Source organism: Chroococcidiopsis sp. CCNUC1, from assembly GCF_023546805.1.
GTDB lineage: Bacteria > Cyanobacteriota > Cyanobacteriia > Cyanobacteriales > Chroococcidiopsidaceae > Chroococcidiopsis > Chroococcidiopsis thermalis.
The window spans coordinates 643,253-665,412 of record NZ_CP097480.1; the positions used below are offsets into that span (position 1 = coordinate 643,253).

Here is a 22,160-nt window from a genome sequence, read left to right on the forward strand (position 1 = left end):
TTTGCTCGTAAAGATTATGATTAAATTTTCTGATAAATGGGAGATAAGGGAGCAGAGAGTAATTCACAAGTCGCTCTTTCGCAAGTCGCTCTTTCGCAAGTCGCTCTTTCGCAGTCGCAAGCCAAGCCTGAGCGCACCACTCACTACATACACCCCACACCCTAGTTCTGAACGCACCACTCACCACCCAATTACCAACTACCAACTACCAACTACCAACTACCCATTACCCATTACCCATACCCTGACAACTGATAACTGAACAAATGACACAAATATTTGAACAATCAATTGAGATTGCTGCTAGTGCAACGGCTGTCGAGCGTTGCATTACCGACTTGCATCTAATGCATCGGTGGTTGAACCCAGCCCTGCGTTGCGAACCTGTAGGCGAGTGGAGTACGGAAATAGGTAGCCGCAGCCGTTTTCTTATTCAAGTTCCCTTAGTCAAACCAACTTTAGAATGCGTCACGCTCGATCGCGCTCCCGGGTTAATTGTCTGGGGGTTTGAGGGTTTTTTTCGGGGTAGCGATCGCTGGGAGTGTCAGCCTTTACCCCAAGGAACGCGCCTGCTTAACCGCTTTGAATTTGAGATTCCCAATCCCATCGTTAGCTGGGGTTTCCACACCTTCGCCGCCCCCTGGACGCAAGCAGACATGAAAACTCAACTCCAGCGCCTCAAGCAGGTTGCAGAGGAAGTGAGTAGGGAGTAGTGGGAGTGAGTCGCTAGCGGAACCAGAATTGCTTCCTCTTCTCCCTTGTCCGAATTCCGAATTCCGAATTCCGAATTCCAACCCTATCCTCTTCCCAGTTGACTCAACAACTTGCGAATTACTGGAGCATCTTCTGCATGGGGGGCTTGGGCAAGATAGGATTCAAAGTCGGAAATGGCTGAAAACCAATGTCCCAACTGGTAGTTAATTAAACCGCGATCGCGTGTTTCACCTGGGATATCTGGAAACAAGAGCAAAATCTTTTCCACTGTTCCCAGTGCTTTTTCTAAATCCTGCTGTTGTAAATAAATATACTTCAAATTTGTCAGCATCCGTGCTAAGAATTGCCGATGAGTCACCGATCGCAAAAATTCCGCTCGTAATGCTACAGGCTGTCCGTAAATTTGGCTCAATTTTGCTTGACAGTCTTGGGGAAACAGTACTTCACCGCGATTGAAGGCATCGACAAAAATTTCCATTTCCGGTATGTCAGGACGAATCAGGAAATGCCCTGGCATTCCCACTCCAACCATCGGAAAGTCAATTCGCTTAGCTAACTCTAGGTAGATTAGCGATAGTGTAATCGGGATTCCCGTCCGTCGCTCGATCGCATCGTTTAAGAAGCTATTACGCGGATCGTGATATTCATTAACATTTCCTTTAAATCCTAAGTCTTCATATAAGTATTGATTAATAGTGTGAATGACACGTAAGGGATACCTCTGAATAGGTAGCCGCTCTAGTAATTCTTCTGCCATCGTATCTAGAGCGTTGAGATATTCTGCTGGATCGAGGTCTTGATATTCCTCCTGAGCAATGTACAGAGCTGCTTTGGCTAGATCGATCTGCTCATCAGAGCGATCGATCTCTTGAGAGAAAAATTGCCTTGCTACCGGAACCATCACTAATTGCAAAGAATAATAAGGATCGTTTTACACTCTTTACATAAATTAAAACAGACAACACAGTATAAATGGTGCATCCTTAAGGTCAGTCTTATGGAACTCAACCAGAGATAGTTGCATCAAAAACAACAAACGTGGGAAGTCAGCGATCGAGGTCAAAAATTCTGCAATCGATTTGAGCCATCAAAAACAGAAGTGTCACCACCAAATCGTTTCGATAAAACTCAACAATGGCGGCGGATCTTTTATAGCTTGCGTACCAGCATTTTAATTTGGTATGTCTTGCTATTAACTTGTAGTGCGTTTCTTTCCACCTTGGTCATCCGGCAAGTCTTACTGGCGCGCCTAGAGGCAAGACATGCAACCTCTTTGCTACAGGAAGTTAAGGAGTTTCGAGTTTTAGCTAATGGCAAAGACCCCAACACGGGAAAACCTTTTCAACATAACCTTAAAGCTTTATTTAAAGTTTTTCTCAACCGCAACATTCCTGATGACGATGAGTTTTTGATTGCCATCATCGAGGGTGAAATCGATCGCTCCAGCCCTAGAGCGCTACCCGAGCCACTAAAACAGAATTCAGAGCTAATTCAATATTTTGGTAAATTGACTCAGCCCGAACAGGGAGCCAGAGAGACTGCTGTAGGCACGATTCTCTATCGCGCTGCCCCTATTATCAGAGATGAAACTCACGGAGTCTTTGTGGTCGCTCAACTGACAGCAGGGGAACGCCAAGAAGTGAATGAAGCAATGGCAGTGATTATTCAAGTCAAAATTTTTGTCATCATTGGGGCAGCTATCCTTGCTTGGTTAGTAGCAGGTAGAACGCTGACTCCTCTACATTTACTCACGGAAACTGCACGCTCGATTCGCGAATCTGACCTGACTCGCCGCATTCCTGTCAAAGGGTCGGATGAAGTTGCCGAACTCGCAACGACATTTAATGAAATGCTCGATCGCCTCCAAGCTGCTTTCAGCAGCCAACGCAACTTCATTAACGATGCCAGTCACGAACTGCGAACGCCAATTACTATCATCCGCGGTCACTTAGAACTTATGGGCGACGATCCCCAAGAACGAGAGGAAACTGTAGCCTTGGTGACAGACGAATTAGATCGCATGAGTCGTTTTGTTGACGATCTGTTACTCCTCGCTAAGGCGGAGCAACCAAACTTTTTAAAGCTGGAAAGATTAGATCTGACTACCTTGGTAGCAGAAATTTACTCTAAGGCGATCGCCCTATCAACGGATCGTCACTGGCAGATCGATCGCCATAGTCCAGGGACAATTATTGCCGACCGTCAGCGTCTCACCCAAGCAATGATAAACTTGGCTCAGAATGCCACCCAACACACGACAACGGGAGATACGATCGCTTTAGGCTGTATGCAGAGACACAATTGGGTACGGTTATGGGTGCGCGATACGGGCGAAGGTATTTCTCTGGCAGACCAACAAAGAATTTTTGAACGCTTTGCTCGCACTACCAAAAGTCAAAGACGTTCTGAAGGTGCTGGCTTAGGCTTGGCAATCGTGCGGGCGATCGCTCAAGCTCACGGTGGCAAAATTGAACTAAGTAGTCGTCCTCATCGCGGCTCTACTTTTACCATCGTACTTCCTATCGAACCCACATCAGAGATATCATCTCATGAGTAGAATTTTAATCGTCGAAGATGAACCCCGGATTAGTGCTTTTATTGAAAAAGGACTAAAAGCCAATGGCTACACAGTCTCAGTAGTTCGGGATGGCGATGAAGCTTTACTTGTAGCCAATAGCAAAGATTTTGACCTCATGATTCTCGATATAGGGCTACCGCGACAAGACGGTTGGACGATATTATCAACATTGCGCGGTCAAGGAGAATATTTACCGATCGTCATTCTCACTGCTCGCGACGATGTGAATGATAAAGTAGCGGGACTAGAGGGAGGCGCTGATGACTATATGACCAAGCCATTTCGGTTTGAAGAATTGCTGGCGCGGGTGCGTTTGCGGTTACGCGACAAAACTCAGAGCGTTACGAAGGAGATTGCGGAACTCAAAGCAGGTAATCTTGTCCTAGATTTGCGGCTGCGACAAGTTAGAATTGGCGATCGCTCGATTGAACTTTCTGCAAAAGAATTTACGTTGATCGAAACATTTCTGCGGCATCCCAATCAAGTCCTCAGCCGCGAGCAACTCCTCAGTGCTGTTTGGGGTTATGACTACGATCCTGGTTCTAATATTGTTGATGTTTATGTTGGCTATTTACGCAAAAAAATCAGTTCTCACCTGATTGAAACCGTCCGAGGTATGGGATACCGTTTCGTTAGTCAGCAGTGAACAGTTGTCAGTGTAGAGACGTTACATGTAACGTCTGTACATAGTTATCAGTTATCAGTCAATTCCGACCTACGACTTACCTGTTACTCTCATAAACTGTAAATTTAATTATGCGTTTAATTCTTAGCTCGATCGCCGCGATCGCTTTTCTGGCATTGCCTACAATTGTGGCGGCGCAATCTACCTCTCCTAACTCAGACAACAATTCTTCTTTTGAACTTCCACGACGCACTCCTAGAAATCCTAGCAGACCTGCCGAACCACCAGAACCACCAGAAGAATATGAAAAGAAAATAGAAGATATTCAAAATTTAGTCAGCAGTAATAAGCAGGTAAAAATAATTTGCGCCAACTATATGAACGATATAAAGTATCAGTTTCTCAGTAATAAGTTGCAGATTGATACTGGTAATAATAGTTGTGCTTTTACCATTATTAAAGAAGTTATTCAACCGCAACTGGCTGAAGGTAAACTTAGAACCTACGAATATACAGGCGATCGCGAAGGGGTAATTGTTACGTTTTAATTTAATATTTTAAGAAAGTGACTAGTGTTTAGTGGAATCGTTGATCGGAAAAAAATCTAGCCACTAGCCACTGGTTCCACCAGCCACTCACGAATAACAAATGACAAATAACTAAAAAGCTTATGAATTCTGTATATATCACCGTATGACCAAGCTAATTATTCAAATTCCTTGTTATAACGAAGCAGAAACTTTGGGAACTACTCTCTCAGCTTTGCCGCGGGAAATACCTGGGATTAGCTGTGTAGAATGGTTAGTAATTGATGATGGCAGTACGGATAAAACACTTGCAGTTGCTAAAGAGTTTGGGGTCGATCGCATAGTCAGATTGAACCACAATCAAGGACTTGCAAAAGCATTTATGGCAGGGATAGAAGCTTGTCTAATCGCAGGAGCAGATATTATTGTTAATACTGATGCAGATAATCAATATTGTGCTGATGATATTCCTAAATTAATTGCCCCCATTTTATTAGGTAGAGCAGAAATTGTCATTGGCACGCGACCAATTTATAAAATTAAACACTTTTCCCCAACTAAAAAAGTTTTACAAAAATTAGGAAGTTGGGTGGTACGCCTTGCCAGCAACACGGACATTCCCGACGCACCCAGTGGTTTTCGGGCAATTAGTCGAGAAGCAGCAATGCAATTAAATGTATTTAACGAATATACTTATACGCTAGAAACGATCATTCAAGCTGGACAAAAAGGTATTCCGATTACTGCCGTTCCGATTAGAACGAATAAATATCTCAGACCTTCGCGTTTAGTGAAAAACATTCCAACTTACATTCAGCGATCGCTCTTTACAATTTTACGCATTTTCATGACCTATCACCCCCTAAAATTCTTCACAATTTTAGGCAGCATTCCTTTTAGTTTGGGTACATTGCTGGGGATTCGATGGCTGATATTTTTTCTTGATGGCACAACTCGTACTCGTATCCCTAGCTTGATTTTAGCAGCAATTTTAATTATTACTGGCGTACAATTGTGGCTTTTTGGCTTAGTTGCCGATCTCTTAGCAGTCAACCGCAAAGTATTAGAAGAAATTCAATTACGACTACGACGGGCGGATATTGAAGGGAGCAGGGAGAAAGAGAGCTGAGGGGACAAGGGGGACAAGGGGGACAAGGGGGACAAGGGGGACAAGGGGACCCCGCGACCGGAGGGAGTGGGGATTAGGGGGCGAAGGGGGACAAGGGGGACAAGGGGGACAAGGGGGACAAGGGAGAAGAAACTACCAATTACCAATTACCAATTACCAATTACCAGTGTCAAATAAAAACCTGTTTGCTAAAGAAGCGATCGCGCAAATTCCTAAAATTCTAACCCTCATGGATCGTAATGTTCACAGTCCTACTTATGGATGTTGCGATCGCAATTTTTGGCATTACAAAATTATTGATTTTCCGAGCGGGATGGCGCAAGAATTTGTATTACCTCTCGCTTTAGCATACGATACGGATTTACCAAATAACCCTTTTTATCGTCAAAGGATCGTTCCTCAGTGGGTGGAAGCAGGAATTTTATATGCTGCTCGTAGCGCTCATAAAGATGGTTCCTGTGACGATTATTTTCCCTACGAACGAGCTGCTGGTGCAGCGGCTTTTTCTCTGCTTGCCTGTATTGATAGCTACACCCTATTAAAACTCAATAATCCTATCGCTCTGCAATTTTTTACTAAACGTGCTAATTGGTTAGCAAAACATCATGAAAGTGGTAGACTTACCAATCACCAAGCCTTGATTGTTTTGTGTTTTGAATTACTTTCAAATTTATTACAAACCTCTCAATGGGATCGAGCAAAAGTTCAGCGCTTAGAACGAGTTTTAGCTTGGCAAAGTAGCGAAGGCTGGTTTCAAGAATATGAAGGTTGCGATCCTGGTTATCATACTTTAACTATTTCTTGTTTAGCGCGAATTTATCAACTTAAACCCGATATTCGCATCAAAGAGGCATTAATCAAAGCGATTGAATTAGCTGCTCAGTTTGTCCATCCTGATGGTTCATACGGGGGAGAATATACTAGTCGTAATACATACAATTACTTCCCTCATGGTTTTGAATTAGTTGGGCAATGGTTCCCAGATGCTTTAAGAATTAATGATGCTTTTTTAGTTGGATTAGCGAACGGTTTAGCACCTTGTTATAGTGATGACCATATTATCGGACATCATACTTGGAATTACTTGTTGGCTTGGCGCGATTTTGTTCCTCAACGTCCTTTATCTCAATCTCGTCCTACAGGTAGAATTTGGCTACCGGAGGCGAAGATTTTGATAGACCGATATCAAGGTACGTCTGAAGACAAGGGGGACAAGGGGGACAAGGGGACAAGGGAGACAAGGGGACAAGGGGGACAAGGGGGACAAGGGAGACAAGGGAGACAAGGGAGACAAGGGGACAAGGGGACAAGGGGGACAAGGGAGATAATTATGAATTGTATTTGGCACTTAATAAGGGAGGTACGTTTAAACTATTTCGTAACAACCAGTTGATAGCTTCAGATACGCAGTTTTCACTTTTGGTTAAAGAAGGTAAAAAAATTAAGAATGCGGTTGGACATTTAGTAGGAAATTATGCGATCGCTCTAGAACAAAACAAAATTACAATTCAAGGACAGTTGGGATGGGCGAAGCAAAAACAAATGACACCAGCCAACTTAATGATATTACGCATAGTTATGCTGGGCTTCGGACGATTTTTTCCTAATTTAATTCGGAAGTTATTACAAAAAGTTTTGATTGTTGGCAAGAAAGACGCACCATTCTGGTTTCAACGTCAACTGTTTTGGGAGAATGGTAAATTACAGATAATTGACGAACTAAAAGCTCAGAATTGGGAAAATGTTATAGCTGCTGATATTGGCTGCGATCGCACTTCAATTTATGTTGTCATGAGTCGAACTTTTCAAATCGGTCAGTTGCAGCCTGAATGGAATTTGACTGAAGAAGTCAAACAACTCGCCCCAGGTGAATCGCTAAAATTAGAACGGTATTTTTAGAAAGTATTGTTGATACATCGTCTCTACAAGAACAGGAGTTACGCACTTGAAATCTGAGATCTCGATCCCCCCTAGTTCCCTCCTTCTAAAAAGGGGAACTCAAAGCCCCCTTTTTAAGGGGGTTGGGGGATCGACTGCGTAAATTTTGAAGAAATTGAATATTTTTTGGGTTCAAACATGAAACGAATAATTTCTATTGTAGTTAGCTTAATAATTTTAGTAATTATTTACTGGAGGATAGACTTTACTAACCTCATCAAAGTATTTCAAAACTCAAACATTTACTGGATGATAGTCAGTCTATGTATGGTCGTACCCATAACAACTATTACAGCATGGCGATTGCAGCAACTAGCTCCCAAACAAGCTCAATTAAGCTTTGGAGAAGCAAATAAATTAATTTTAGCTGCTAGCGTTCTGAATATGGTCTTACCTTCAAAAATGGGCGATATTGCTAAAGCTTATTTTATGCGGCAGCAAGGGCATTTAACTGGCTCTTTGTCTTTATCTTTAGTTGTTTTTGAGAAAACTTGCGATTTACTATCGTTATTATTATGGTGTGTTTTGGGTTTAATTCTTTATCCTTATAAGAATTGGTTGTTTTGGATAATGACAGTAAGTGTGGGATTGGGATTAATTCTTGGCTTACTCTTACTCAGTTCTCGTAAATTTGCCCAAATATTTTTTGTTTTCAGTAAAGCAATCGCTACCAAAAAACTTAAAATTAAAATTCAAAAATTGCAATTTTCTTGGAAGGAAATGCATAATTACTTTTGGCGCGATCGAGCTAATTTATTCAAAATCGCTTTAACGTCTATATTTATTTGGTTTTTACATCTATTACAGATTTGGTTCTTCATTCTGGCTCTAAAAGCCTGGACACCATTTTTAACAAACCTTGCTCTTTCTCCATTAGCGATTTTAGCAGGATTATTACCGCTGACATTTGCTGGTGTTGGCACTCGTGATGCTGCATTAATTGCGTTCTACCAACCCTATTTTAATGCTCCTACGGCAGCTGCTTTAGGTTTACTTTGCACGTCCCGCTACTTGTTACCTGCGATTGGTGGTTTCCCTTTTTTAGGACAATATTTAACAACCGTTCGCCGTCTTTCTCAAGAGAAGTAAAGATGAGATTTTTCTCATTTTAGATTCATGAATTTTTTATTTTTATAGAGTAATCTTGCACCTGTGAAGAAAATACATGTATATTTTATTGAGTGTTTCTAGTCGCAGGAATTGTGTTGCAGATTATTAGCAATAATATTCGTACAAGCATATTTGTATTTGGTGCAACGCTTGCACTAACAAATAGTGTATTTGCCAGCGAATTGAAGCAAGAAAACACAGATTTAGATCGAGCAAATAACTTATCTTCTAGCTTTAAAGCGATCGCACCTTACGAAGCTAACAGTCTCGATCGGATAACGCCTGTTTCCCAACTCGACAATATTAGCGCTCGCGATTGGCAGTGGCAAACATTAAAATTTCTTAGCCAACGCTATAATACGACAATTGATTTTAATGGCGATCGCAGTCTAACACGCTATGAATTTGCCTCTACTTTAAATGCTGTTTTAACTGAAATTGCAAAACTAATTGCTACAGGTGACGCTGAACGAGTGAGTCAATCAGACATCACCAAATTACAAAGATTGCAAACAGAATTTGCTGCTGAACTAGCTAATCTACAAACAAGACGAGTAGAGGGATTAGAAAGTCAAGCCCAGCAGCTTGAAGCACAACAATTTTCTACAACTACAACTCTCTCAGGTCAAGTCATCTTTGCTGTCAGTGGCGCTGTAGGTGACGAAAAAGCCGATGGTAGTGGTGAAAAAGTAGATAGCAATTTAGTTTTGAGCGATCGCGTGCGACTAACTTTTAATTCTAGTTTTATGGGGAAGATCGTCTGAGGGTGCGTATACAAGCGAATAACTTCCCCGGAGTTGAAGATGCGACTGGGACAACAATGGCGCGGTTGGGATTTGAAGGGGATAGCGAGAATCAGTTTGAGTTAACTCGCATTGAGTACCGCTTTCCCGTTGGCGAACAAACTACAGTTTACGCGGGGATCTTCGGTAGTGGAATAGATGACTTCGCCGATACAGTCAATTCTTTCCTTGATAGTAGCAGTCGGGGGGCAATATCTCGCTTTGGCAGGCGCAATCCGATATACAGACAAGGTTCGGGTACGGGAGTAGGTGTGGAATACGATTTGACTGAGGAGATCTCTCTGCAACTGGGTTACGTTGCTGAAGATGCTAACGAACCGGAATCTGGAATTGGTGGTAGTGCTTACGGCGCGATCGCGCAATTGTATTTTGAGTATAGCGATCGATTTGAGTTAGGTTTAACTTACGTACATTCTTACAACCAAATAGATACAGGTACGGGAAGCGAACTAGCCAACGATCCTTTTGATGAAAACAGCGATGCTATCCGAGCAAATTCTTATGGTATTGCTACAACTTGGCAGATTAATCCTAAATTTGCGATCGGTGGATGGATGGGTTTGACAAATGCGACAGCCGCAGATTTACCAGACAATCCAACCGCAGAGATTTTTAATTATGCTATCACCCTTGCCTTTCCTGACTTAGGGAAAGAGGGTAGCTTAGGTGGAATTGTTATCGGTCAGCCACCAAAGGTTACTAACAGCGATCTCAGCACAGATTTTCAAGACCGCAATACAGCTTGGCATTTTGAAGCATTCTACCGCTTGCAACTCAGCGAACAAATTTCAATGACTCCAGGTTTCTTAGTTATTATCAATCCCGAACACGATAACAATAACGATACTTTATATGTTGGGACAATTCGTACTACTTTTGAATTCTAATTAAGAGTTCTAATTTAGACTACCGAACTACGAACGAGCTATAGCAATCCAAATTGATTTGTAAACGTTCCTGTGTAGAGACGTTACATGTAACGTCTCTACACGGGCAATCGATTTCACGATTATCTAAGAGCGTTATATCTGTAAATTTTTTGTAGATAAAAACTTCTCATATCCTGCTTGTAATTGGCGCTTACCGTCACGTTCGATAATACTGCCATGAGCCATAATGACTCGATCGAAATCCCAGCACAGAACTTTTTGAATTGACTGTTTTACCCGTTCTTTATCGCGAGAAGCAAGTTTTTCTAATAATGTTGGTTCCAACTGGCGATCGCCTCCTATAATTCTGAAAACTAATTGTGTTTGCCAAGGAAAACTAGCATCAACATGAAATGCTGTATCTGTCAATACCAAAGTTTGGCTTTCTCGATGCCAAAATACGATTTCATTTAATATTCCCGAATTGCCGATACCTATAGTTTGAAATCCCGCAAATAAAAGATATTCAACTTCATTCAAATCGCCGATTCTACCACATTCGCTAAGGATGCGATCGCTCTTTATATCTGGTCTTTTCAAGTCTAAACCTGGAGCAGTCCAAATCTCGGCATTGGGATATATCTCCTTGAAGTTAGTGAGAAAAAGATGATGATAGCAATTTGGCGCGATAATTGTGGTGACGTTACCCAGTGCGTTAATTTGCTGAATAATTGTTTCATCAACATCAATGGGAGAAATAATTATAAGTTCGCCATTGTCAAGGCGAATTACTGTCATTCTCGTTCCCACTTCTAGACCTAAAAACTTAAGTTGCCGTTCGCCAACCCAGATATTTCGATCGATTTCTCTCAGCATAAGCTTAGGGTGTGGGGTGTACTGAATGCCATAATTAGCGATCGCCCTTCTAAACGTGAGGAATCCTCATATTTGCATAATCTGAGAAATCCTCACGTTTGTCAAGAGAGACAGATAAACCCGACCGTACGATTACTGATACATGACTTCCAGGCATTTACCGCAACAATCCCGTAGCAGAAAAAGATTTGAGCAAATTCTGCAAGCCGCCGCCGCAGTGTTTGCCGAAGTTGGCTATGAAGCAGCTTCTACGGAGGCGATCGCACAACGGGCAAATACTTCTATTGGCTCGCTTTATCGCTTTTTTCCAGATAAATCTGCGGTTTTATACGCCTTGGCAGAGAGATATGCCGAGCAAATGCGGGATTTATTTGTCACTAAGTTCAATTCCTCAACAGTAGATCGACCTCTGGCTCAGGTGGTCAGCGATACAGTCGAAGCGTTTGATGATTTTTTCACGACCGTACCAGGGGCGCAAGCAATTATGTTGCGATCGCGAGTTTCTCCTGAGTTACAGGCGGTGAATCAACGTGCCGATCGCGAAATTGTGGCACATTTAGAAGCTTTTTTTGCCTTGCGACAACCGCAGATGGAACCAGAGCAACGCCAGCTAGCGGCTTTAGTCAGCGTAGAAATTACTGGAGCCTTACAGCTATTATCCCTTGCCCAAACAGAACGGTTACGACAGCAGATCGTGACTGAAACCAAACACATTTTAATTCGCTATCTTCAACCGCTTTTTCCCGATTGCGATCCGACAAATGAGAAAATTGGGAGCTAATACTAAGGCGATCGCATAATCCATATAAGCGCGATCGTCCTAATGCTAAATACTCCCATTTAGGATTATCGTGAAGCCATTTGCAAGATAACTTAAGGAAACTTATCTGAGTGAATAAATGAAGAAATTTTTTATAATTTAGTAATAAAAAAGTAGGGTAAGTATCCCCCACCCTACTAATAGCTAGTCACTGGTTACAAGCCGTAAGTTGAAATTAACTGGTCACTGATAACTGACAACTGACAACTGATAACTGTTAAACAAAGCGATCGCCTTTACCTTCTTTACGACGAATACCGATTACAGAAGGACGCGGCGGACCGTAAAGATCTCCAGCTAAATTGCTAGGCCAATTACTACCGCGTGGGACAGTTCTATTTTGCGTGAACAGAGTCCCATCCAAATTCAGCATCTCAATGTCGCGATTGAGACTTTGAGGCGGATTGAAGGGGCAGTTTTCCCCGGGATGCTGCACGGCAATAATTAAGGTATCGCTGACAAAAGTAGGTCCTGTCATTTCGCAGCGCGGCGGACCATAGGCAAAGGGTACGATCTGCCCTGCATTCTCACCATCTAGAGGAATGTAGAACAGCCAGTTATTACCGAAAACTCCAATTAAATCGGATGTTTGAATGTTGAGATCGGAGGATGCACCTTCTACCACAGCTCCAACTACTGTATGGTCGATGTTGAGTGGTTTTGCTTCTGCTCCTTCACCAAAACCGTTATGAGCGCCAGTGGACATATCCGTGACACCCCAGACGTTATTTTGGCTGTCGAAAGCAAGGTTATCCACGTTAGCAAAACCGTCTCCTGGCTCGGCTCCTGCTTCCCCACCTTTGGCTAAGCGTTGCCAACGGAAAGTTAGACCTGTATTATCGGAACTGTTTTCAGTAATCTTAAACAGTTCTCCTGAAGGCTGCCCGGCGTTGACATCTTTGCTGTACTTAGAGACAACAAATATCCGAGAATCTGGATAACCATCGCTACCTGGCGCACCATCGGTATAAGCGATGAAGACTTCCCTTGAATTGCGAGGATTGATTTCCAAATCTTCAGGACGAGCGGTAGGAGTACCACCGATGAGGTTAGCAGCTAAAAAGGCATCAACTAACACCGCGCCTTGACTGGTATAGAAATCTGAGAGTTTCTTACCTTGGTAGTCTTTTAAAGCCGTAGCTTCGTTCTCGGTCGTAATGTTGTACTTCCCACCATCTTTTGTTTGTGCGGCAATGCCGTTGCGTCGCGGTAATGGTAGCAGTGCGTTGCGCGTCGCTTTACCCAAAGCTTGAATTTCTACCGAGCCAAGCGTGGAAGGGGAAATGGGGTTGGTACTCGCACCAATCTCTAACGGTAGCCATTCACCTGTACCATCAGGATTGTATCGGGCAACGTAGAGCGTACCCGTCTCGAATAGTTCGCTATTTTTCTTGTCTTCAGGGGATTTGACCTTCCCTGCACTGACAAATTTCCAGGTATGTCCGCCACGGCGATCGTCACCCATGTAGGCAACGAGTTTTTTTCCAGACTCCGCCACTATAGTGATATTCTCATGGCGGAAGCGACCGAGAGCAGTATGTTTGCGCGATCGCCATTTGGGATCGGCGGGATCGATCTCGACCATCCAGCCGTATTTTTCCCCTACCATCCCGAATTCAGCTCCAGTCGTGCCTTCGGTGTATTCTGTTTGCGTACCGTTAGGCAGAACGGCTTCTGTAACTCCGACGAAGAACTCTTCACTAGCTTGGAAGTTTTCCTCTGCGGACACGATCGTTCCCCAAGGAGTTGTACCACCAGAACAGTTGTGTCCCGTACCGATGATTTTGCTACCCAATCCATCGGTGTTGACGGCTTCAAATACATCCTTAGCAGCCGCACCCGTACCGATGAGGTAGTTGAGATCGCCTTTCTGATAGCTTTTTTCACCCCAGGATGTGACTTCTTTGTAAGCATCAGTGCGATCGCTGTTGATTCCTAAGCCTGACAGGGTGTGGATGCGGCGATTTTTCGGGTCTTTGACAACGCTGTAACGTCTGTCATCACCTTGGCGAATTCTGACAATCGAACCACCCATGTTGTAAAGAAACTCGCCTAGCAATGTGCGGTTTTTCTCAGTAATATTGATTCCTAAATAAGGGAAAGATTCGGAGAACCCTGCCAAATCTTCTGGGTTTCAGGCGCGAGAAGAGAAATGGGGTAGGAAACGTATTCGTGGTTCACCCACAAGTAGCCGTCTTTAACAGCAATGCCGTCGTAACTGCTACCGTCGATAATATTGCGAACCCTACTGTCCTTAATAGGAATAAAACCCGTGTAGTCGCAGTTATAACCAAAATAATCGTCTGGGTTGGAGAAGACGCGATCGCCCCAGCCAACAATGACGTAGCGTTCATATTCTGGGGGTACGATGACATCATCGTAGACGGTATATTTCGTCAATCTCGCATCTGTCGATGGTTGTAAAACTTGCCCTTTTTCACTGCCTGCTGGTAGGTAACTAGGCAGTTGTTGATAAATGGGTAACGGATGGGGCAATCGTACAGGGGTGAACGATAAAGCCTCAGCTGCTTGGGCAGCGTTAGAACCAGCACCAAACAGTTTATTCTCTAGCACGGGTGAGAAAGCAGCAGCACCAACACCCGCACCGAAGAAAACTAACAGCTGCCTCCGAGTAATTCTAGACATGAAACTCCCTCTTGATTCGGAATCGCCAGATCCTCAAGTTTGAAAATGTCTGTATTGCAATTATTAGTAGAGAGTGCAGAGTGCTATTAGCTCTTGGTTCCTTCAGGTTTCAACGCGATAACTATGCTCGCGCCTTTTCTATTAGCTTATGTATTTTTAATTACAAACATATCAAACAAAAGCTTGGATTGAGCTGTAACCAAAAGACGCGCTCTCGCTTTTTCTCTACTACTAATTATTAAGACAGGGACTTATTTTCAAACAAATATTGTTGCCTCTGTTACGATAATCCCGCAACATTAAGGTGAGTTAATCGCCTGGTTAATACTGAGTCATTTTTTTACATTAGGTTGCTATAGTTAACTTTATATAGAACACGATAAGCAAATATATCTAGTCATCAATTTGCAAAATTTAGTTTGCTTGCTGAAAGCTATTTTCTCAATTCAGCTAGTAGTTTAAATGCGAGCCTATCGGATATACTTTGTTGTTTAAACAATTTTCTCCGCGCCACCTCTGCGATCGCAACAATAGATCGGTGTGTATAAAAAAATCAAAATTTGCAGAATTACGTACATTTCTCATTTCAATCAGTCATCGCGATAGGCGGGATCGTCTTCTTTTAACCTACGCGCAGTATTTACATTCGCAGGAGTACGCTGACTATCGGTTGCAGTTCCATTTGGCGATGAGGAAAAGCCTAACAAAAGTGCGGAGTTGCTGAAGTATCTCGTCCAGTGACTCAACACGGGTTGCGATCGCCAATCGACTCGCGAGACTTGAGTATGGAGTAAAGGGACTTGTTGCCCATTGCGATCGCCTACTACCGTTACAGCGATTTCTGTAACTCTGGGTTTTCGATCGAACTCTTGCTGAATCAACTTGCTAGTCTGTGACTCAGCTTGCTGCATCAAACGAGCAAAAGAAGGCATTCCCTCAGAACTGAGGACGAGATTTAAAGATTTAGGTTGCGCTCTAGCTGGGGTAGAATACCAGCAGCTTACACACATTGTTGCGACTAAAATGATTTTTACTGGAATTGTTTTGGCTGGGGCGATCGCTTTAAATAATCGAAGTTGTTGAAAAACACTCATCATCTTGACTAAATGCTTAATTTCTGCATAGTTACGAGGAGGAAAGGAGAAATGCAGACTGTTCCTAAGCTTAGCGATCGCGCTTTAATAAGTCAGTAAGTCCAGGTTAAGTTTCAGTTATTAGTTATCAGTGACTCGTGGCTAGTGGCTGGTGACTAGAAAAGAATTCAGCCACCAGCCATTCACTGATGACCAACTACCAATTACCCATTACCATTTACCGACTACCGTGCCAATCATTAATAAATTTATTGAAATCGAAACCGCTCAAGGAATTAATATTCATAACATTACACCAGAAATTGACAAGATAGTATCCGCCACAGGAATTAATAACGGACAAGTTTTAATTTTTTCTCGTCATACTACGACCGCATTAGCAATTAATGAAGACGAAGAAAGATTACTAGAAGATATCAAAGTTTTTTTGAGCAAATTAGTTCCCGAATCAGAATGCTACTTGCATAACGACTTGCACTTAAGAAAAAATATCCCTGAAGATGAGCCGATAAATGCTCACTCGCACTTAATGGCGATGATGCTTAATAATAACGAAATTATTCCCATAGTCGATGGGAAACTTGCATTAGGAACCTATCAATCAGTTTTATTTTTTGAATTAGACGGCGCTCGAAAAAGAACAATTCTGTGTCAAATTTGGGGTGAATAATAAAAGTAGGGTGGGTATTGTCCACCTTAATATAAATCAAAAACTGAGATTATCTTTCCCTTCAGTAGAAGTCGCATCCTCATGCGTGATGGTAATTTTAGCCGCTACAGTAGAACGCCGCAGGTTACGAATTGCATCAATAGTATTTTTAATCGTACCAGCCAGGGGAACAGCTACAATTGCACCCAAAAAACCACCCATTTCAGCTCCAGTCAAGATGGCAATAAAGATCCAAATTGGGTTGAGTCCCGTAAAATTGCCCATCAATCTAGGTGCTAGCACGTTATCTTTAATTTGTTGCAACACAATTGCCGCCAAAGCAACTTGCAACCCCAGCAACCAATTTTGCACCATGACTAACAGCGTGACTGTACCAATGCCCAAGCTAGCACCAATAAATGGGATGAGTTCGGCTACGCCAATTAAGAGGGCAAATAGTAGTGCAAATGGCACGTTGAGAACTACGAAAATTGGGGTTAAAGCGGCAAACATGAATAACCCCAGTAATAGTTGAGTCAGAAAGAAATTTTGAAAATTGAGTCGCAAGGAAGCACTAAACGGAAGTCCAATCTCTGGTGGTAGGAAGCTAATGAGACCGCGCCAGAGGCGATCGCCGTAGAGCAGCATGTAAAATGCCAGTACCACCACTAAAATTGTCTCAATTAACCACGACAGCGTCCCGAGGGCAACTCCAAACGCCTGTTCTGGTATAGATGGCAAGCGTCTTTCAATCGTATCGTTAACGCGATTGCTAAAACCGCTCAGATCGAGAGGTAACTTTCTTACCCGCGCCCAGCTATCTAGTCTTCCCAACTGTGTTTGAATTGTATTTAACCAATCGGGAATTCTTTGAATCAATTCGATTGTTTGGTCGTAGACCAATGGCACTAGAGTTAGACCGATCGCCACCAACAAGACTAAACTCAAAAATAGAACGACGATGACTGCCTGAGAGCGGCTAAAGCCAACTCGCTCGAAAAACCGGACTGGGTAATTGAGTAGAAAAGCCAAAATAGCCGCGATCGTCAATACGGCGATCGTATGCTGAAAATATTGAAAAGCTTGACTCAATAACCAAATATTCAGAGCAATAACAGGACCGCTCAAACCGTAAATCGCTAAACGCTGCCAAGAGGCTGAACGGCGCATTTCTCACACCACCCACAATAGTTGCTCCACCACTAATCCTCGATTTTAGTGGCAAAATCTATTTAAGTGACAGGGTAAAGTTGTAAGTCGTAAGTCGTAAGTTAGACATCTAAATTTGCTTCTTACCTCTTGCCAACTACCAATTACCCATTACCAATTACCAATGACCATATATGACAACTGCTGCGATCGCAAATTTGGTGCTGGGGATCTTTCTCGGCTTAATGATTCTGCTATTTATCTTCCGCATCGTGCTGACTTGGTTTCCCCAAATAGACCTTAAGCGTTTTCCATACAACTTAATTGCCGTACCAACAGATCCCTTGTTAGTACCGATGCGAAAACTTGTACCACCCATAGGCGGTGTGGATATTACCCCCATCATCTGGGTCGGAATTTTTAGCCTGTTGCGAGAAATTCTGCTCGGTCAGCAAGGACTGCTGATGATGCTGATGCATTGAAATTTTATGTAGAGACGTTACATGTAACGTCTCTACCGATCTATTTCTTCAACATCACCTGCTCGACAAAATTGGTGTAAACCTCTGCCTTGAGAAACTCTGGAGTATCTAAAATCCGTTGGTGAAAGCCGATAGTCGTCGGTACGCCTGTGAGGGCGAATTCCCGCAAGGCGCGTCGCATTCGCCTAATTGCAGTCGGACGGTCTGGTCCCCAGACGATCAGCTTACCAATCAGAGAATCGTAGTAAGGCGGGATGCGATAATCGGTGTAAACGTGAGAATCCATCCTGACTCCTGGTCCTCCAGGAGCGAGATAGCCGCTGATCCGTCCTGGTGCGGGACGAAAATCTCGGTCTGGATCTTCAGCATTAATCCGACATTCAATTGCGTGTCCCCGCAACTTTACCTGCTCTTGGGTGAATTGCAGGCTTTCCCCTTGGGCAACGCGGATTTGTTCGGCAATTAAGTCAAGTCCTGTAATCATTTCCGTGACGGGATGCTCGACTTGAATCCGCGTATTCATTTCCATGAAGTAAAATTCTCCAGTTTGCGACAGGAGAAACTCTACCGTCCCCGCACCGATGTAATTAATCGACTTTGCCGCCATTACCGCAGCTGTTCCCATTTTCTCCCGTAATTCGGGGTTAAGGCAGGGCTGGGAGCTTCTTCCAATAGCTTTTGGTGGCGGCGCTGGATCGAACAGTCCCGTTCGCCCAAGTGGACGACATTGCCGTAGCTATCTGCTAAGATTTGAAACTCAATATGGCGCGGGCGATCGACAAATTTCTCGACATACAGACCAGGGTTGCCAAAGGCGGCTTCTGCTTCTCCTTGAGCCGCTAAAAATAATCGCCCTAAATCTTCATCGCTGCGAACCAGACGCATTCCCCTGCCACCACCGCCAGCAGTGGCTTTAATCATGACTGGGTAGCCAATTTGACGCGCGATCTCCCGCGCTTCTTTTTCGTCTCTGACTAACCCATCACTCCCAGGGATGGTGGGGACTCCTGCCGCGATCATCGTTTCCTTCGCTGTGGATTTATCGCCCATAGCTCGAATTGCTTCTGGGGTTGGTCCAATAAAGGCAAGCTGGTGGTCGGCACAAATTTCCGCAAATTTCGCATTTTCCGCTAAAAAGCCATAACCAGGATGGATGGCAGTCGCGTTGCGCGTCAGAGCTGCGGCAATAATACTAGGGACGTTGAGATAACTTTTGCTACTGGGAGCTTCGCCAATACACACCGCTTCATCAGCTAATTGGACGTGGAGCGCGTCGCGGTCTACGGTTGAGTGTACCGCGATCGTCGCAATTCCCATTTCTTCACAAGTACGGAGAATTCTCAGGGCGATTTCCCCTCGGTTAGCAATCAGAATTTTGTCAAAGCGCATCTTCCAGCAAAGGATGTCGGTATCATCAGCATAGGGGTTGGCAGAATTCGTAATTCGTAATTCGTAATTCGTAATTATTTTGGCACGAGCGATCGCCTCTTTTTTGTTCAACTTTGCTGGTCTTGCTCCACAAGTATGCTAAATTATATATCTGCAAGCGCGGATGTGGCGGAATTGGTATACGCGCACGTTTGAGGGGCGTGTGGCTTTGCCTTGCGAGTTCGAGTCTCGCCATCCGCATTTTCAGTGACCAGTGACCAGTGACCAGTGACCAGCGATCGGTTGTCATGGGTGGTTGGTAGCTGTCATGAGTGAGTATCTAGTGGCTGGATTCTTTTCTAGTCACCAGCCACTAGCCACGAGTCACTGATAACTGATAACTGTTCTGACTCCTGTTATATTAATAAGAAAGTCATGAATTTTTGTAAACAAATTGACTGCGACTTATAACTTTACAGATAAGCAGGTACTACCTAAGTCTTGGCATCGTCTCTCACCCATTTGGGAAGGTGATGAGAATACTATACAACCAGGGTTACCTCATACTCGTCTTGCTCCAGCTTGGCAGTTACTTTTGTTAGGTGATGGTTCTCCTACACGCCATTTACAATTGCTAACTGGGGAACCCACGGAAGTTGACGTGATTGATATGTCAGTAGTTGGCATGGATTTAGATGATGCACCCAGTATCATCGAAGCTGTCCCAGGACCGAGATTGAGACGACAGGTGTGGTTGCGCAAACAATCGGGTCAACGTTTGGCATATGCCGCATCTTGGTGGGAAGCCAGCCACGTAGATGAATATTTACAAAATCGTTCCTTACCAATTTGGGCTAGTCTAGCGCGTTTGCGGACTGAGCTATATCGGGATGTCCAAGGAGTTTATTACGGTCACTCAGAGGCTTTAGAAGCAGGATTTCAACACAAGGGACCCTTTTGGGGTCGTCACTACTTGTTCTGGCATCATGGAAAGCCTTTGACGTTGATTTATGAGGTGTTTTCGCCTTATTTAACAAAATATCTAGGGTTGACGCAAGTAGATTGAGATAGTTGCCAACGAATTGCAAATCGACGTGTGCGCGAACTACTAGCAACACATATTCAATGCATATTTTTGTCATATTCGATCTTGCCGTAATCTAATTTTACGATCCGGTCTGCTAAATCGAAATAGCGATCGTCGTGGCTGACTGCTACAACTGCCTTGCCTCGGCTTCTCAGTTCTGGTAAAAGTTGAGTATAGAAAATCTTTTTGAATGCCGGATCTTGGTCGGAAGCCCATTCGTCAAAGACGTAAATCGCTCGATCTTCTAGATATGCTGTGAGGAGTGCTAGACGTTTGCGTTGTCCTTGAGAAAGTGCAGTGCTAGAGAATACTCCATTATCAATTTCAACTTTGCGATCGAGATGTAATTTTTCGAGGTATTCTTGTGCTATGCGCGATCGCCACTCTTTAAATTATCTAATCCCAAAAGGCGATCGAATAAATAGAAATCTGAAAACACTACCGAAAACTGCTGACGATACCACTCTCGGTTAGCATCAGTAATAGTTTGTCCGTCAAATTCTATCCTTCCAGTTTCAGGCGCGTATAGTCCAGTCAACAACTTTACGAGGGTTGATTTACCGCTACCGTTACCACCTACGATGAATATTAGTTCTCCAGGCGATAAAGTCAAATTGAGCGGTCCTAGAGTAAAGTGGTTGTCTTCTCGTTCTCCTTTATAGGCATGGGTTACTCCAGTTATTCGTAACGATTGCCAATCAGGATTTTGAATTGCTACTGGTAGTTTTCCTACTTCAGTACTGGGTGAGTTTAACGAGAGTCCCAATGTATTAATTTTTTCTAGTGCAATATTAGCTCGTAGCAGTTCCGGTAGCGCGTTGAGTACGCCACGGATGGGTGTCAGCATGAAAATTAGCGTCAAAGCATAACCAGACAATACCGCATTGGGAACCGCAAATAGCAACGGTACGACGAATAGGAATAGTCCAATTAGAACGAACAGCGCCACTAATCCCCAACTACCACCGATCGCAAATGAATTGGCTGCGGTTATGCGATAATGTTGCGATCGCACGGCTGTTGCTTGCAAGTCTTCTACTAAAAAAGCCTGTCTTCGCTGCTGGTGCAGTTTTAGTTCTTTAATTCCTTCAGTTACGGTATGGAAGTGCTGAAACAGCCTGTCTTGTTCTTCACGAGCAAATTTTAAGAAATGTCTACCGCGATAAATTAAGTATTGGTTGCTAAAAACACCTAATGGCATCAGCACCATTGTTAAGCTAAATAGCGGTAACGACAGCCAACTCAAATACAATAAGCAACCTAGCAACAATGCTACGAAAACACAAAGCATAGAGATGAGGACAGATGCATTGGCAATTATCTCAATATCTTGTGTTAAAGCCGCCAGCAGTCGTGGAATCCCAATTTCTTCTAGCTGTCGTAGAGGACAAGCTAAAATTTGACTCGTCAAATGCAGTCGAAGATCGAAAATAATCCGTTCTGCTAATCGAGCAATGTAGACTTGAGATGTTGCCGTTGAGATTAGCAGTATGAGGCAAAGTGCTACAAATCCTAGTGCTAGAACTGGGTTGACGTGATTGGTTACTCGCAATGATGTGTTAATTAGGGCAATAATTCCAGCACTACTCGCACCGCTGAGTACACTAGTCAGCACTGCTAAAGTGATACTTTGCCAAGAGGCGCTGAGAAAAAGGCGAATTAACTTCATTTACAGTTATCAGTTATCAGTTACCAG

16 protein-coding genes, 1 tRNA gene and 5 pseudogenes are annotated in these 22,160 nt (G+C 43.5%); 15 read left to right on the forward strand and 7 right to left on the reverse strand.

Annotated features, from left to right (window positions below; genetic code table 11):
• The first annotated feature begins 16 nt into the window (after positions 1 to 16).
• Positions 17 to 262, forward strand: a complete 246-nt coding sequence (locus tag M5J74_RS03040) for a hypothetical protein (RefSeq protein WP_250015306.1) — start codon at positions 17 to 19, stop codon at positions 260 to 262.
• A gap of 4 nt (positions 263 to 266) precedes the next feature.
• The gene (locus M5J74_RS03045) at positions 267 to 713 is read left to right on the forward strand and encodes an SRPBCC family protein (RefSeq protein WP_106168202.1); all 447 of its coding nucleotides are present in this window, start codon (positions 267 to 269) and stop codon (positions 711 to 713) included.
• 83 nt (positions 714 to 796) lie between these two features.
• On the opposite strand, the gene M5J74_RS03050 is transcribed toward M5J74_RS03045, so the two are convergent.
• Complete coding sequence (locus M5J74_RS03050) at positions 797 to 1,615, reverse strand: SirB1 family protein (protein WP_015152659.1); 819 nt, start codon at positions 1,613 to 1,615, stop codon at positions 797 to 799.
• Between the two features lie 198 nt (positions 1,616 to 1,813).
• Between M5J74_RS03050 and M5J74_RS03055 the strand changes: the two genes are divergently transcribed.
• From M5J74_RS03055 to M5J74_RS03090, 8 genes and pseudogenes are all read left to right on the forward strand, one after another.
• The gene (locus tag M5J74_RS03055; protein WP_371933999.1) at positions 1,814 to 3,271 is read left to right on the forward strand and encodes a sensor histidine kinase; all 1,458 of its coding nucleotides are present in this window, start codon (positions 1,814 to 1,816) and stop codon (positions 3,269 to 3,271) included.
• Complete coding sequence (locus M5J74_RS03060; RefSeq protein WP_015152661.1) at positions 3,264 to 3,938, forward strand: response regulator transcription factor; 675 nt, start codon at positions 3,264 to 3,266, stop codon at positions 3,936 to 3,938. Before M5J74_RS03055 ends, M5J74_RS03060 begins: the two co-directional genes overlap by 8 nt.
• 110 nt (positions 3,939 to 4,048) lie before the next feature.
• A complete protein-coding gene (locus M5J74_RS03065; protein ID WP_106168203.1) occupies positions 4,049 to 4,465 on the forward strand; it encodes a hypothetical protein in 417 nt (138 codons plus the stop codon).
• A 145-nt stretch (positions 4,466 to 4,610) separates the two neighbouring features.
• Positions 4,611 to 5,573 (forward strand): glycosyltransferase family 2 protein, encoded by a 963-nt coding sequence (locus M5J74_RS03070; RefSeq protein ID WP_250015315.1) that lies wholly within the window; start codon positions 4,611 to 4,613, stop codon positions 5,571 to 5,573.
• Between the two features lie 229 nt (positions 5,574 to 5,802).
• Positions 5,803 to 6,756, forward strand: a pseudogene (locus M5J74_RS03075) (hypothetical protein); the annotation flags it as partial.
• A 143-nt stretch (positions 6,757 to 6,899) separates the two neighbouring features.
• Positions 6,900 to 7,472: pseudogene (locus tag M5J74_RS03080) on the forward strand (hypothetical protein); the annotation flags it as partial.
• Positions 7,473 to 7,649: 177 nt separating this feature from the next.
• Positions 7,650 to 8,600 carry a lysylphosphatidylglycerol synthase transmembrane domain-containing protein gene (locus M5J74_RS03085; protein ID WP_250015320.1) on the forward strand — a complete coding sequence of 317 codons (951 nt, stop codon included), beginning with the start codon at positions 7,650 to 7,652 and terminating at the stop codon, positions 8,598 to 8,600.
• Positions 8,601 to 8,713: 113 nt separating this feature from the next.
• Positions 8,714 to 10,311 (forward strand): annotated as a pseudogene (locus M5J74_RS03090) (iron uptake porin).
• Positions 10,312 to 10,446: 135 nt separating this feature from the next.
• Here the strand turns inward: M5J74_RS03090 and M5J74_RS03095 are convergent.
• The gene (locus M5J74_RS03095; protein WP_250015322.1) at positions 10,447 to 11,169 is read right to left on the reverse strand and encodes a DUF4336 domain-containing protein; all 723 of its coding nucleotides are present in this window, start codon (positions 11,167 to 11,169) and stop codon (positions 10,447 to 10,449) included.
• 142 nt (positions 11,170 to 11,311) lie between these two features.
• On the opposite strand from M5J74_RS03095, the gene M5J74_RS03100 reads away from it, so the two are divergent.
• Complete coding sequence (locus tag M5J74_RS03100) at positions 11,312 to 11,950, forward strand: TetR/AcrR family transcriptional regulator (protein WP_106169028.1); 639 nt, start codon at positions 11,312 to 11,314, stop codon at positions 11,948 to 11,950.
• A gap of 256 nt (positions 11,951 to 12,206) precedes the next feature.
• Here M5J74_RS03100 and M5J74_RS03105 read toward each other — a convergent pair.
• Positions 12,207 to 14,635: pseudogene (locus M5J74_RS03105) on the reverse strand (PhoX family phosphatase).
• A 590-nt stretch (positions 14,636 to 15,225) separates the two neighbouring features.
• Positions 15,226 to 15,732, reverse strand: coding sequence for a hypothetical protein (locus tag M5J74_RS03110; protein WP_250015323.1), 507 nt, complete (start codon positions 15,730 to 15,732; stop codon positions 15,226 to 15,228).
• Positions 15,733 to 15,958: 226 nt separating this feature from the next.
• Between M5J74_RS03110 and M5J74_RS03115 the strand changes: the two genes are divergently transcribed.
• Positions 15,959 to 16,399, forward strand: a complete 441-nt coding sequence (locus M5J74_RS03115) for a secondary thiamine-phosphate synthase enzyme YjbQ (RefSeq protein WP_106169025.1) — start codon at positions 15,959 to 15,961, stop codon at positions 16,397 to 16,399.
• A gap of 36 nt (positions 16,400 to 16,435) precedes the next feature.
• On the opposite strand, the gene M5J74_RS03120 is transcribed toward M5J74_RS03115, so the two are convergent.
• The gene (locus M5J74_RS03120; RefSeq protein ID WP_106169024.1) at positions 16,436 to 17,548 is read right to left on the reverse strand and encodes an AI-2E family transporter; all 1,113 of its coding nucleotides are present in this window, start codon (positions 17,546 to 17,548) and stop codon (positions 16,436 to 16,438) included.
• Positions 17,549 to 17,721: 173 nt separating this feature from the next.
• On the opposite strand from M5J74_RS03120, the gene M5J74_RS03125 reads away from it, so the two are divergent.
• A complete protein-coding gene (locus M5J74_RS03125) occupies positions 17,722 to 18,009 on the forward strand; it encodes a YggT family protein (protein WP_106169023.1) in 288 nt (95 codons plus the stop codon).
• Positions 18,010 to 18,049: 40 nt separating this feature from the next.
• Here the strand turns inward: M5J74_RS03125 and accC are convergent.
• A pseudogene (gene accC, locus M5J74_RS33230) lies at positions 18,050 to 19,398 on the reverse strand (acetyl-CoA carboxylase biotin carboxylase subunit).
• A gap of 159 nt (positions 19,399 to 19,557) precedes the next feature.
• On the opposite strand from accC, the gene M5J74_RS03140 reads away from it, so the two are divergent.
• Both M5J74_RS03140 and M5J74_RS03145 read left to right on the forward strand, forming a co-directional pair.
• Positions 19,558 to 19,638: transfer RNA gene (locus M5J74_RS03140), tRNA-Leu, on the forward strand.
• Between the two features lie 193 nt (positions 19,639 to 19,831).
• Positions 19,832 to 20,443, forward strand: coding sequence for a chorismate lyase (locus M5J74_RS03145; RefSeq protein WP_015152675.1), 612 nt, complete (start codon positions 19,832 to 19,834; stop codon positions 20,441 to 20,443).
• Positions 20,444 to 20,831: 388 nt separating this feature from the next.
• Here the strand turns inward: M5J74_RS03145 and M5J74_RS03150 are convergent, their stop codons facing one another.
• Entirely contained in the window at positions 20,832 to 22,133 is a 1,302-nt protein-coding gene (locus M5J74_RS03150; protein WP_250015331.1) for a cyclic peptide export ABC transporter, read from the reverse strand.
• Between the last annotated feature and the right edge of the window lie 27 nt (positions 22,134 to 22,160).